Source organism: Acinetobacter sp. SAAs474 (assembly GCF_032823475.1).
Classification (GTDB): Bacteria; Pseudomonadota; Gammaproteobacteria; order Pseudomonadales; family Moraxellaceae; genus Acinetobacter.
Genome location: NZ_CP127915.1, coordinates 552,993 through 566,290, shown reverse-complemented (window position 1 = coordinate 566,290; position 13,298 = coordinate 552,993). Strand labels below are relative to the sequence as shown.

General features: G+C 36.5%; 11 protein-coding genes. 9 read left to right on the top strand and 2 right to left on the bottom strand.

Annotation, left to right across the window (positions count from 1 at the left end; translation table 11 throughout):
* Positions 1–62: 62 nt before the first annotated feature.
* The 5 genes from QSG86_RS03645 (at position 63) to QSG86_RS03625 (ending at position 7,046) form a co-directional block, all read left to right on the top strand.
* Positions 63–530: a YchJ family protein gene (locus QSG86_RS03645; protein WP_317030251.1), complete on the top strand. Its 468-nt coding sequence runs from the start codon at positions 63–65 to the stop codon at positions 528–530.
* A gap of 65 nt (positions 531–595) precedes the next feature.
* Entirely contained in the window at positions 596–1,240 is a 645-nt protein-coding gene (locus tag QSG86_RS03640) for a trimeric intracellular cation channel family protein (RefSeq protein WP_317030250.1), read from the top strand.
* Positions 1,241–1,518: 278 nt separating this feature from the next.
* Entirely contained in the window at positions 1,519–2,838 is a 1,320-nt protein-coding gene (locus tag QSG86_RS03635) for an MFS transporter (protein ID WP_317030249.1), read from the top strand.
* A 162-nt stretch (positions 2,839–3,000) separates the two neighbouring features.
* A complete protein-coding gene (gene parC / locus QSG86_RS03630; protein ID WP_317030248.1) occupies positions 3,001–5,220 on the top strand; it encodes a DNA topoisomerase IV subunit A in 2,220 nt (739 codons plus the stop codon).
* Between the two features lie 149 nt (positions 5,221–5,369).
* Entirely contained in the window at positions 5,370–7,046 is a 1,677-nt protein-coding gene (locus QSG86_RS03625; RefSeq protein ID WP_317030247.1) for an AMP-binding protein, read from the top strand.
* Positions 7,047–7,203: 157 nt separating this feature from the next.
* On the opposite strand, the gene QSG86_RS03620 is transcribed toward QSG86_RS03625, so the two are convergent.
* Positions 7,204–7,581, bottom strand: a complete 378-nt coding sequence (locus QSG86_RS03620) for a hypothetical protein (RefSeq protein WP_317030246.1) — start codon at positions 7,579–7,581, stop codon at positions 7,204–7,206.
* Positions 7,582–7,688: 107 nt separating this feature from the next.
* On the opposite strand from QSG86_RS03620, the gene QSG86_RS03615 reads away from it, so the two are divergent.
* Both QSG86_RS03615 and ppa read left to right on the top strand, forming a co-directional pair.
* A complete protein-coding gene (locus QSG86_RS03615) occupies positions 7,689–8,090 on the top strand; it encodes an MAPEG family protein (RefSeq protein WP_317030245.1) in 402 nt (133 codons plus the stop codon).
* 119 nt (positions 8,091–8,209) lie between these two features.
* Positions 8,210–8,734, top strand: coding sequence for an inorganic diphosphatase (gene ppa / locus QSG86_RS03610; protein WP_317030244.1), 525 nt, complete (start codon positions 8,210–8,212; stop codon positions 8,732–8,734).
* 99 nt (positions 8,735–8,833) lie between these two features.
* On the opposite strand, the gene QSG86_RS03605 is transcribed toward ppa, so the two are convergent.
* Positions 8,834–10,171 (bottom strand): OprD family outer membrane porin, encoded by a 1,338-nt coding sequence (locus QSG86_RS03605; protein ID WP_317030243.1) that lies wholly within the window; start codon positions 10,169–10,171, stop codon positions 8,834–8,836.
* A gap of 632 nt (positions 10,172–10,803) precedes the next feature.
* Between QSG86_RS03605 and QSG86_RS03600 the strand changes: the two genes are divergently transcribed.
* Positions 10,804–11,574, top strand: coding sequence for a TorF family putative porin (locus QSG86_RS03600; RefSeq protein ID WP_317030242.1), 771 nt, complete (start codon positions 10,804–10,806; stop codon positions 11,572–11,574).
* Between the two features lie 484 nt (positions 11,575–12,058).
* Positions 12,059–13,246, top strand: coding sequence for an MFS transporter (locus QSG86_RS03595; RefSeq protein WP_317030241.1), 1,188 nt, complete (start codon positions 12,059–12,061; stop codon positions 13,244–13,246).
* Positions 13,247–13,298: the final 52 nt, after the last annotated feature.

Genomic DNA, 13,298 nt, shown 5'->3' with positions numbered 1-13,298 from the left:
ATGGCAAAATATCATATTTAACGTCTTATGCTGCAAGCGAGAGATTTAAGGAAGATGCTTACATGTATCAACAACCATGCCCTTGTGGGTTAGCGCTCTATACAGATTGCTGTCAACCACTGCATCTGGGATTAAAGACCGCGCAAACAGCACAGCAACTGATGCGTTCTCGCTATAGTGCATTTGTATTACAACAGATTGACTATATTGTAAAAACGACTGCCTTGGGACAACAGGCTATGCTTGATGTCATGGCACTTCAACAATGGAGTCAAGAAAATCATTGGTTAAAATTAGAGATTATACAAACCCATGAAAAACTCGATAAACAACATGCTTCGGTAGAGTTTAAAGCCTATTACCAACAGAATGGGCAAAATCATATTCATCATGAGCTTTCGTATTTTGTCCAATTCAAAACAAATTGGTATTTTTTAGATCCAACACTTGATCAGTCACTTAGCATGAAACAAGCCTGTATTTGTGGATCTGGTAAAAAATTTAAGCAATGTTGTGCACATTTTCTATAACTTTTATGGTGTAATCGCTTAGAATAGCGTTCATCAATAACCCTATATGTTATGGAATCAGGGCGATGTTGCTGACAATTATTTATATTATCGCAATTACAGCAGAGGCAATGACAGGAGCCTTATCAGCTGGTCGGCGAAGTATGGATTGGTTTGGAGTCACCTTAATTGCCTGTGTGACTGCATTAGGCGGCGGATCTGTTCGTGATGTGCTGTTAGGACATTATCCACTGACATGGGTTAAACATCCCGAATATCTTGTACTGACTTGCTGTGCGGCATTTGTCACCATTATTATCGCTAAATGGATGCGTCATTTACGCTCTATCTTCTTAATATTAGATGCATTAGGACTGATTGGTTTTACCATTATTGGGTGCCAAATTGCACTGGAAATGGGCCATGGTTTTGTCGTGTCTGCTGTTGCTGGCGTATTAACCGGTGTTTCTGGCGGTATTTTACGCGATATTCTATGTAATGATGTTCCTTTAGTTTTCCGACGCGAATTATATGCCAGCATTTCATTTGTTGCGGTGATTTGTTATTGGCTCTGTATTGCTGCTGGTTTATCTTTAGAGTTAACGGTTATTGCTACACTTATTTTTGGTTTTACATTGCGTTTAATTGCAATTTATTTTGGTTTAGAAATGCCGAAATTTATTTATAAAGATGATGATGATCAATCCGCATCTTCAAAAGACTTATCATGAATATAGGCTCATTTTAACAGTCATCTATCTGTTGTTGATCGCTCGATATAATCTCTAGGATAATTGATTCGATATTTGCTCGAGGATGTACTGACATTTGAGATAATTGATCGCAAATAGATCTATTCCATTTGATGAATCGGTTGGTAGATCACACATTGCTTTTTGATGTCGTGTATACAATCAGCAGCCAGACATGATTGATTTTAACCACATGAAAATTATACATCCTGTTGGGAAAGCAGCATTTATTCTTTCACCAAATCAGAGATTTTGTTATGGATCTAGTTTCACGTATACAACGCTTACCAATTGGTAAATTCCATTATACCTTGCTATGGGTCATTGGACTGGGCTGGATGTTTGATGCCATGGACACCGGTTTAATTTCTTTTATTCTGGCTAAAATGGCTGAAGATTGGGCCATGACCCCTAATGAAAAAGGATGGGTAATTTCAATTGGTTTTATCGGTATGGCGATTGGTGCTGTTTTTTCTGGTGGCTTAGCAGATCGCTATGGTCGAAAAACGATTTTTGCATCAACGCTAGTGATCTATAGTTTAGCCACAGCAGCCTGTGCATTTGCACCAAATTTAACTTGGTTATTGGTTTTTCGTTTTATTGTTGGTTTAGGTCTAGGCGGACAGCTTCCTGTTGCAGTCACTTTGGTGAGTGAATATATTCCAGCATCTGTACGTGGTCGTTTTATTGTATTACTGGAAAGTTTCTGGGGGCTCGGTTGGTTAGCTGCTGCACTGGTGGCTTATTTTGTGATTCCTCGATTTGATTGGCATACGGCTTTTTTAATTGGTGGATTACCCGCATTATATGCCATCGTCATTTGGAAGATGGTGCCTGAATCAGTTCCTTATTTGGTCAATCGAGGTCGTTTTGAAGAAGCATATCGGTTGGTCAAAAAAATTGAAGCGCAATGTGGAGTTGAAGTGGTTGAAATTTTTAAAGTACAACCCGTGACTCAACAACATAAAATTACCTTTTCAGCATTATGGACAGGTCCAATGATACGCCGTAGCCTAATGTTATGGTTAATTTGGTTTGGTATTGTTTATTCATATTATGGCATTTTTACTTGGTTACCGAGTCTTTTGGTGAAACAAGGATATAGCATTATACAATCGTTTGAATATGTTTTAGTGATGATCTTAGCGCAATTACCTGGTTATATCGTTGCGGCATGGTTGGTTGAGAAGTGGGGGCGTAAACTCACCTTGGCAGGATTCATTGCCTGTTGTGCCTTATCGGCATACTTTTTTGGTCAAGCCGATAGCGTAGCATCAATCATTGTTTGGGGTTGCTTGATGTCATTTTTTAACTTGGGTGCATGGGGAGTGCTATATACCTACACACCAGAGCAGTATCCAACGCATATCCGTGCTTTCGGTTCTGGCTGGGCAGCAGCAATTGGTCGTATTGGCGGTATTGTTGCACCTTTAGTGGTGACCAATATTATGGTGATGGAAAATGGCTTTAGCCATGTATTTTTAATGTTTACCAGTGTTTTGATTGCAGTTGCGGTGATTATTTTAGTGCTGGGTGAAGAGACCAAAGGTAAGCAATTAGAATCCATAGCAAAGTAATCTCATCATTTTTTAGTTGAATTCTTGTACTAAAATGGATAATTTTACGCCATAAAGAATAAATTGTCGTAGAGTGTGACTTCATACTCTTGTGTCGTGTGCACCTGCGACATAGCATAAGAACTTCAAATAGACAAAACGACTTTAGGATTAGCAGTTGTTATGACAAGCCTTGCGCATCATGCGACAGAAAACCGCTCCGTAGCTGAATTTACAGAACAAGCGTATTTAAATTATGCCATGTACGTGATTATGGATCGTGCATTACCACATATCAGTGATGGTCTAAAACCCGTCCAGCGTCGTATTGTCTATGCCATGAGTGAATTGGGTTTAAAATATAGCGGTAAACCCAAAAAATCTGCGCGTACGGTTGGTGATGTACTGGGTAAATATCATCCACATGGTGATTCAGCATGTTATGAAGCCATGGTGCTTATGGCACAGCCTTTTAGTTATCGTTATCCTTTTATTGAAGGGCAGGGTAACTGGGGATCACCTGATGATCCCAAATCTTTTGCTGCCATGCGTTATACTGAAGCTAAACTTTCTCAATACAGTGAATTATTATTGTCTGAGTTGGGACAAGGGACCTGTGAATGGCAAGATAACTTTGATGGTTCATTAAAAGAGCCAATTACTTTACCTGCACGGGTACCGAATATTTTATTGAATGGTACCACGGGTATTGCCGTTGGGATGGCAACTGATATTCCGCCCCATAACTTACGTGAAGTGGTAAAGGGCACGATTGCCTTAATTCGTAATGCTCATTTAAGTCATGAAAAACTGGCTGAATATATTCCTGCTCCAGATTTACCAACTCAAGCTGAAATTATTACATCACCTGAAGATTTATTAAAAATTCAAACCACAGGTCGTGGTAGTTATCGTATGCGTGCGATTTATCACGTTGAAAAAAATGAAATTGTGATTACAGAGCTACCCTATCAAGTTTCTGGGTCGAAAATTATTGCACAAATCGCAGATCAAATGCAGGCCAAAAAATTGCCTTTGGTTACAGATTTACGTGATGAATCAGACCATCAAAATCCAACACGCCTAGTCATTGTTTTACGGTCAAATCGTATTGATGCAGAATCGGTAATGAGCCATTTATTTGCCACAACGGATTTAGAGTCTAGTTATCGTGTCAATATGAATATGATTGGTGCAGATGGGCGCCCACAAGTCAAATCAATTCGTGGTATTTTACTGGAATGGATTGAAATTCGTAAAATGACGGTCACACGTCGTTTACAGTACCATTTAAATAAAATTGAAAAGCGCTTACATATTTTAGCAGGTTTAATTATAGCCTATTTAAATATTGATGAAGTAATTGATATTATTCGTCAAGAAGATCAACCAAAGCCTGCTTTAATTCAACGATTTGCTTTAGACGATATTCAAGCAGAAGCAATTTTAGAATTAAAATTACGTCATTTAGCTCGACTTGAAGAAATGGAAATGCGCCGTGAACAAAATGAACTTGAAGCACGTGCAGCAGAAATCCGTGAACAACTCAATAATCCAGAATCTCTAAAAGCTTTGATGATTGAGGAATTAAAAGCGGATGCAAAAAAATTTGGTGATGATCGTTGTTCTCCATTAGTACAACGTGCTGAAGCGATTGCGATTAGTGAACATGAAATGTTACCTGCTGATCCGGTCACAGTCGTGTTATCTGAGGCAGGCTGGATTCGGGCAGCTAAAGGACATGATGTTGATGTTGAAAATTTAAATTACCGTGCAAGTGATAAATACTTGAGCCATGCTTTGGGTAAATCGAATCAACGTGTGTATATTTTAGATGAAGCTGGCCGTAGTTATGCATTACCGATTAATGCATTACCTTCAGCCCGTAGTTTGGGTGAGCCATTAAGTTCTAAACTGACCCCAGCACACGGTATTGCTTTTAAACAAGTCTTTATTGCTGACGATGATGTGGAATTATTGGTGGCAAGTAGCAAAGGCTATGGTTTTAAGACCCAAGCCAAACAACTTGATACCAGTGCGAAAGCAGGGAAAGCATTTTTAACTCTCCCTGAGGGAAGTACTGCATTAGCATTAATCGCAATACAACAGGCGACTCATCTGGCTGTTTTAAGCTCTGCTGGGCGCATTCTTATTATTGAACTCGATGATTTACCATCATTAAATAAAGGTAAAGGTAATAAATTAATACAACTTGAAACGAAAGATCATATTGTTGCCATGCTAACCTTAAGCTTGAATGAAGTCATACATGTTATTTCAGGCCAACAACAATTAAAATTAAAAGGGGATGACCTATTGAAATATGTCGGTAAAAGAGGCTCAAAAGGGCAGCTTTTACCACGAGGCTATCAAAAAGCAAATAAACTGTTGGTTCAGAATTAAGACTAGCATCCATATATTGAAATACGTTATATATGAGACATATTTTAAAATAGGTGCAATATTAAGTAAAAAATTTAAATAATTAATATGCTTAATATTGGGAATAACAGTGCAACGATTAAGGATTATGAAATAGGAGAATTAGCTGTATGGAGAAAATTTGGTTAGCTGAGTATCAAAGAACGGGTATTCCTGAAACGGTTGATCTTCCTGCTGAAAATACGTCATTACTCGATATTTTTGAACGTAATTTCCAAAAATTTGGCTCGCGTGATGCCTTTATCTTTATGGATAAAGTGATCACATTTGATCAGCTTGAGCAAGAAAGTCGTAAATTTGCTGCATATTTACAGAGTCTTGGTTTGCCTAAAGGTTCTCGTGTTGCCGTAATGATGCCGAATGTGCTTCAGTATCCAATCGTTGCATTGGGGGTATTTCGTGCTGGTCTGGTTTTGGTCAATGTTAACCCCTTATATACTGCACGTGAACTTGAACATCAACTTAATGATGCCAGTGCAGAAGTTTTGGTGATTATTGAAAACTTTGCTTCTGTATATCAAAAGATTATAGGTAAAACACCCGTTAAATATGTCATCGTTTCTTCTGTAGGCGATATGTTGGGTTTCTTAAAAGGCAGCCTTGTTAATTTTGTATTACGTTCAGTACGTAAACAGATTCCTGCGTGGAATATTCCAGGCCATATTACCTATAATACTGCGATTAGCAAAGTCAGCCCGAGTCATTATAAACGTCCGCAATTAACCTTAAGTGATACCGCATTATTGCAATATACGGGCGGAACGACGGGTGTTTCTAAAGGTGCTGAACTGACCCACCGTAACCTTGTTGCCAATATGTTACAGTGTGATGCGATTTTCCAAAGTAAATTTGGTAAAAAAGATGGTTCACCAGATGATCGAATTTTTTGTGCTTTACCGCTATATCATATCTTTGCATTTATGGTTTGTGCACTTTATGGAATGTATAAAGGGCAAGCAAACGTTCTTATTCCAAATCCACGCGATTTAAATTCGGTCATTAAAGAACTGCGTAAATATAAGCCAACCTTTTTCCCTGCTGTGAATACCTTATTCAATGCCTTAGTGAATAATGAAGAATTTAGGCAGCTTAATCATAGTCACTTAAAACTGGCAATGGGTGGTGGAATGGCGGTACTGCAATCGACAGCACAAGCTTGGCAAGATATTACCGGTACTCATATTATTGAAGGTTATGGTTTATCGGAAACATCGCCTGTCGCAACAGTAAATCCTCCAAATTCAGAAGAGTTTACAGGATCAATTGGTATTCCTATTCCATTGACTGATGTTGCTATCTTAGATGATGATGGCAATGAGGTGGCACAAGGAGAACAAGGCGAAATCTGTATCCGTGGCCCACAGGTCATGAAAGGTTATTGGAATCGCCCTGATGAAACAGAAAAAGTCATGATTCATGGTTTCTTCCGTACGGGAGATATCGGTGTAATGGATTTACGTGGCTATATTAAAATTGTTGATCGTAAAAAAGATATGATTTTAGTTTCTGGTTTTAATGTTTATCCTGCTGAAATTGAAAGTGTAGTCTCTAAACATCCGAAAGTATTAGAGGTTGCTGCAATTGGTGTGCCTGATGAAAAATCAGGTGAAGTTCCTAAATTATTTGTGGTGAAAAAAGATCCATCTTTAACCACTGAAGAAATTTTGGCTTATGCCAAAGCTAATTTAACAGGATATAAGCGTCCTCGTTATGTAGAGTTTATGACTGAATTGCCAAAATCTAATGTGGGTAAAATTTTACGTAAGGATTTACGTAAAAATAGTTAAATAAAAATATCAAGTCATTGTATTTCAATTATTTATCCATAGATGCCAAGCAGATTACTGTTTGGCATTTTTAATCATCAATGATTTGGCCAAATATCTGTTTTAGATTAAAACGATGCTCAACTGTTGTAACACGACAGTAGTAGGCTAAGCCTATTTATTTCATTAACCAGCGATCAAAATAAGGCCGACCAATTGCAAATATTGCAACAAAAGCCGCCATAGTACCAAATTGACGACTAAAGCCTGGTAGATTAAATACTGTATAACTCAGTAAATTGTCGATTAAAGTATAAGCAAAAATGGCGATAATGCCATACCATAAACTAAAACCTTTAATAGCGGTGATATAAAAAGTCACCCAGAGCATTATAAAAGTTAAAACAGTTGACCAAACATTCATATTGGCACAAATGACCGTTAATAAAAATGCAACGATAGGGAGTACAATTTTTAAGACACGATTTACTTGACCTTGGTGTTGTTGTTGCTTAGCCAGTACATCGAACATATTTTTTTGATCAGGTGTGACCATATATAGACCCTTAACAGATTTTATCTAGAAACACTATATTTAACAAAATTTATTAAATAAATGCCATGTTATGATAGAACGATAAAAAACAGATGAGAATGATTTAAATGCAAAGCATAAGTGGAATAATTTATCTAATTTTAGCTGCCTGTTTTTTACCTTATGTATTTGCCTTGATTGCGAGGATTGCTGCCGGATTTAAAATTGCAGATAATCGTAATCCTCGCGAATTTTTAGCCAAGGCTACAGGACTGGCTGCTCGAGCGAATGATGTACAGAAAAATAGTTTTGAAGGTTTGCCGCTATTTATTGCTGCGATTTTAATGGCAGAATATATGGTGGTTGCACAATCTTGGATTATGCTGTTTGGGATTGCTTATTTGGTCTTTAGAGTATTATATGGCCTGTGTTATTTAGCAAATCTTGCCACACTTCGTTCTATTATGTGGATACTCGCTACATTATGTCCTGTCAGTTTATTATGGATAGTGATTAAAATTACGACGTAAATATACGCTTAGAAAGTATATTTTTGTGTTGCAGATGTATAATGGATCTCGATCAAGTTTTAAAACCGTTATAATGTTTAATGGTTGAAGATACACTAACTACGTTAAAGAGTAATACTATGAGTTACAGCAATATCCCTGCTGGTAAAGATGCTCCAAATGACATCTATGTAATTATTGAAATTCCTGCGAATGCTGCACCAATCAAATATGAAATTGATAAAGATTCTGATGCATTATTTGTAGACCGTTTTATGGGTACTGCGATGTTTTACCCAGCAAACTATGGTTATGTGCCAAATACATTATCTGAAGATGGCGATCCATTAGATGTATTGGTGGTAACACCACATCCTGTAGAACCAGGTTCAGTGATTCGTTGCCGTCCTGTCGGTAAATTGAATATGGAAGATGATGGTGGTATCGATGCAAAATTAATTGCAGTGCCGCATGAAAAACTAACACCATTATATAAAGATGTAAAAGAATATACTGATCTTCCGCCTTTATTGATTCAACAGGTGGAGCATTTCTTTGCACATTATAAAGATCTAGAGCCAGGAAAATGGGTAAAACTTACCGGTTGGGAAGGTTCAGAAGTCGCTAAAGAAGAAGTATTAAAAGCAATTGCTGCTGCACAATAATGAATATCGCTATCATTTAATTGTGGTGGCATTCGATTGAAATAAAAAAACCTGCATGTGCAGGTTTTTTTATTTCAGAGATAAAATCGGACTTAAAAATTAAAATAATTTAACCGGAATATCTAAGAAAATACGCCATTCATTGGTATCTGGTAAATAGTTCTCACTGTAGGCTTTATCTGCACGATAATGTGAGTAACGTAAACGTAAGCTGGCATCTTTGGCAAAGCCACTTTGTACCGTGTATTTTAGCTGGTTAAAGAATTCACGTTCTTTGGCATTTGTTATCCCTGGTCTACGATAAATAACTTTTCCACCCTCTTCGGTCGCTGTATTCGTGTGAATATTCCAACCATATACATAAGCTGAAGTCCAATTTAGACCAGCAATACCATAGTTGCTAAAATCTAGATGATATTGAATTTGTGCAGATTTTTCTTTATTACCAATAAAGTCAGACATATAAGAGTTTGGTAAATAAATACTTTGGAAACCATCTGCATGTTGACCATAATCATAGCCAACATTACCATCGTTTTGTTGATAGGCAAGCATCACACTATGTGGACCAGTGGCATAGGTCGCAGAGACCGCCCAAATAGAGTTATGGTAGCTATCATCTGCTGAACCAATATAAGAGTATAAACGATTATTGGCTTCACGATTCCATTTGGTATAGTAACCACTAAAATCGTAAGTTAAGCTACTATTGTTGGCCAAGGCTTGTTGATAGTTGGTATTAATATAGTGGCGCTTAAGGCGATCTTTACTGTCTAGCCCATAATATGACACTTTTGCCGCATCATTGATTTTATATTTCGCACCCCAAACATAAGCACGCTTTAAGTCATTGCCATCGGTTGAAATCTGATCAGACATTTGGTCTTTGGTAAATTTACCAAAAATGAGTTCTAGGTCTTTAATTTCACGACTGGTGGCCAATACGCCAGTAAAATATTCTGGCCCTAAACGTGCAGTATTACTAGCAAATATAGGAATATCAAGTACTTGTGTACCATAAGTCAGGGTGGTATTTGAAAAACGTGCCTTAATGTTTGCACCACCACGTGTCCATTGGTTATAAGGTTCTACTTCATTATTTGCTAATTTATTTTTAATTGGGATCATTTGATTTCCAGCATGATGATTGCTGCCTAACTTAAATGACCAGTCGCCAATCACACCGATGCCTAAACCGACGATACCTTGAGTAAAGCCAGAGTTGAGATCAAAAATCGCAGTTTGTGCTGTAGAACGTGTATCTTTACCTGCGTCAACACCTTTTAGATCACGGTCAATAAAACCAGTACGGAATAAAACTGAGCCTTCAGCATCTTCAATAAATCCTTTTGCATCACTTTGTTCGCTGGCAAAAGCTGGGGTTATGAAAATAGCCTGAATCAAGATTGCCAGTGCAACTTTCTGTGTTTTTATCATGGAGAGCCTCATAATAATAAAATGATCAAGAAATCCGATTTCTTTTTGCATATGACGAAAAAGCCAAGATTTTATCGCTAATTAAAGTTTTATTACATAAATATTTCATAAAAAATAAATTGATCTTGGTAAATAAAATGTTATGCAAAATTGTTTTATTATAATAATCAATATCTTATTTAATTTTTTTTAAATTTTAATTGGTTTTAATCATGAAGATGAATCCTAATGATGCAATTGTCAGTAGTATTTTTGTTATTTTAATGATGATTCAATTCATCACTAAATGAGTCATGATTGACTGTCATGGTTGGGAGATTGCATGATCTTAGCGTTAAGATTCAGTGCTTATTTCATCTCAATATGCACTATTTTTGTTCAGTCTTATTGATTTTACTGACAAAACATTATTTTTTTTTACAATTTTTCTAATCATGTTGTGCTTCAGGATAAAAAAACCTTATTTTTTTTAGAATAAAAAAGTAAATATTAATTTAAATCAGTATCTTAAAATATTTTTTTTAAATTTGCCGGCATTTTTTTATACGCTGGCATAGCAATTGCAAATCACTAGAAGAGTGATGACATCATCAGGAAAAATGATCCTGAAATAAGATACTGGGGGAAATATAATGAGCTTTATTCTAAATCGATTCAATTTATCTGTGCTGACATTGGTCACCTCGCCGTGGTTATTTGCTGAACAGCAATCTACGTCTGAACATAGTATTTCAGGTAATATTGGTGTTATTTCTGAATATATCCTACGTGGTAATACCGCAGCACCTGAAAATGATAATGCGACAATTCAAGGTGGTTTGGATTATCAACATGCCTCTGGTTTCTATTTAGGATATTGGGGTTCTACGCTCGGCTATTCATTGACAAATTGGAATGATACAGAGCAAAAATTTACAGGCAGTAAAGCATTTGAACATGATTTTTATACGGGATATAAAGGGACAATTACTGAGGATTTAGGTTATACCGTTGGCGCAACTTATTATTATTACTATCAATCAGACGTTAAAAGTAATACATGGGAAACTTTAATTGGTTTAAATTATAAAAATTTTGCTTTTAATACTCAGACCTTATTGGGTGATGTCACTTGGGGAAATAAAGGTGATACCTATTTGGTCGCTAGCTATAATCATGCGTTACCTAAAGATTTTAGCTTAAATGCACTATTAGGAGCATATTATTATCGTGATAAAGGTGATTTTGAATCTGCGTTAAATACACAGAAAAAATTTGCTTTTCGTCATGTGACTTTAGGTTTGAGTCATCCTCTTGGTGATACAGGGGCAACGGTATCAATGGATTATATTATTGGTGGCAAACTTCGTGATGATACCAGTCTTAAAAATAAAGTCGTATTTGGTATTAAATATCAATTTTAAGCGCATACAGTTTATGCTTATCTAGTTCAGCAATATATCGATCACTTCATTTGGAGTAAGGATGGAGTGATTTTATATTCGCTCTGCAAAAGTCTACCTGACAGACGTCCACCATTAAACCGTAGCTTATCGTGGGGCAACGAGCTATACACATATCTTTGTCCCTTTCGATATCAGACCTATACTGATAAATCATGTGATAGAGCAACGCTTTATCAGCGCTAAGCCCAAGTATATGCACTGTATATATTTAGATGGGCATTTATATTTCTAGCCCATTCAGTTAAACAATCCGCATAAATCCATGATTGAGTGCTTAGGGATAGAGGATCTCAGGTATTAACACATCAATTTATCCTGAAGTAATCATTTGAATTAGCATATCAATACAGAGTGATATATCCTGAAATAAAATAATTTTATGATCCATAACGTCATGAAGATTTGCAATATGAATGACTGAAATGAAAAGGAATTTACAAGGATGCTTCAATATTTAAGGGCACATCCTGTTTTAATGATTAGTATTGCTCAATTATTTGCCACATCATTATGGTTTAGTGCCAATAGTGCGGGATTTGACTTAATACGTGAATGGCAGATTGATATTTCAGATATTGGCTTATTAACCAATGCCGTACAAGCAGGATTTATTTTAGGCACATTTTTGATTGCCTTTTCGGGAGTTGCGGATCGTTATCAAGCAAGTTTGATTTTTTCATGTTCAGCTTTATTTGGCAGCATCTTTAACTTATGTTTTGCTTGGTTATCTCAAAATATCATGGAAGCATTATTTTTTAGATTGCTGGTTGGAATCAGCTTAGCTGGCATTTATCCCATCGGGATGAAACTTATTATTGAATGGGCACCTCATAAGGCAGGACAGGCATTATCACAGTTGGTAGCAATGCTTACACTTGGTACAGCACTACCTTATGCACTCAATAGCATATCCACAGATTTGTCATGGCAATATATTATTTCAATATCTTCAATACTTGCCATAATTGCAGCGATTTGTATATTTTATCTTGGCGATAAACAGAATTTAAAAGTGCGGCAAAAATGCCGTAAAAGTAGTTTAGTCAGTCCTTTTTCAGCATTTAAAATTCCTCGTTTTAAAGCAGCCGCAGTGGGATATTTTGGGCATATGTGGGAATTATATACGTTTTGGACACTGGTCCCTTTACTGATAGTTAAAACAAACATAGATACAAGTTTTACTATGATTCATAGTTCATTACTGGCTTTTTTTATTATTGCTGTAGGTGCAATAGGGTGTATTTTTGGTGGTATATTCAGTCGATATGTATCTAATCGTGTCGTGGCTTTAGTGGCCTTAGCGTCATCAGGTTTGTGTTGCTTATTTTTTGTATTGGGTTGGGATATTATCCCAACATGGCTTTTATTGATCATTTTAATTATTTGGGGAATGACGGTTGTTGCTGATTCACCTCAATTTTCAGCATTATCAGCTCAGGCTTGTTCAATTGAGCAACTTGGGGGTGCTTTAGCGTTACAAAATTCATTTGGATTTTTTTTAACGATTATTTCAATTGCAATCACGACCATGGCTTTTGACCAATTGGGTATAAATGCGCTGTGGATCATGTTAATTGGGCCTGTTTTAGGTATTTTAGGCTATATAAAATTTGATCATGTCAAAACTTAAATTTATCTACTCCTCTGTTTTTAAACGGTTATTTTTGTATTCCATGATCATT

Coding starts and splice junctions, on each gene's coding strand:
- parC (WP_317030248.1), top strand. CDS start 3,001: ATGACAAGCCTTGCGCATCATGCGACAGAAAACCGCTCCGTAGCTGAA.
- QSG86_RS03600 (WP_317030242.1), top strand. CDS start 10,804: ATGAGCTTTATTCTAAATCGATTCAATTTATCTGTGCTGACATTGGTC.
- QSG86_RS03605 (WP_317030243.1), bottom strand. CDS start 10,171: ATGATAAAAACACAGAAAGTTGCACTGGCAATCTTGATTCAGGCTATT.
- QSG86_RS03645 (WP_317030251.1), top strand. CDS start 63: ATGTATCAACAACCATGCCCTTGTGGGTTAGCGCTCTATACAGATTGC.
- QSG86_RS03625 (WP_317030247.1), top strand. CDS start 5,370: ATGGAGAAAATTTGGTTAGCTGAGTATCAAAGAACGGGTATTCCTGAA.
- QSG86_RS03615 (WP_317030245.1), top strand. CDS start 7,689: ATGCAAAGCATAAGTGGAATAATTTATCTAATTTTAGCTGCCTGTTTT.
- ppa (WP_317030244.1), top strand. CDS start 8,210: ATGAGTTACAGCAATATCCCTGCTGGTAAAGATGCTCCAAATGACATC.
- QSG86_RS03635 (WP_317030249.1), top strand. CDS start 1,519: ATGGATCTAGTTTCACGTATACAACGCTTACCAATTGGTAAATTCCAT.
- QSG86_RS03620 (WP_317030246.1), bottom strand. CDS start 7,581: ATGGTCACACCTGATCAAAAAAATATGTTCGATGTACTGGCTAAGCAA.
- QSG86_RS03640 (WP_317030250.1), top strand. CDS start 596: ATGTTGCTGACAATTATTTATATTATCGCAATTACAGCAGAGGCAATG.
- QSG86_RS03595 (WP_317030241.1), top strand. CDS start 12,059: ATGCTTCAATATTTAAGGGCACATCCTGTTTTAATGATTAGTATTGCT.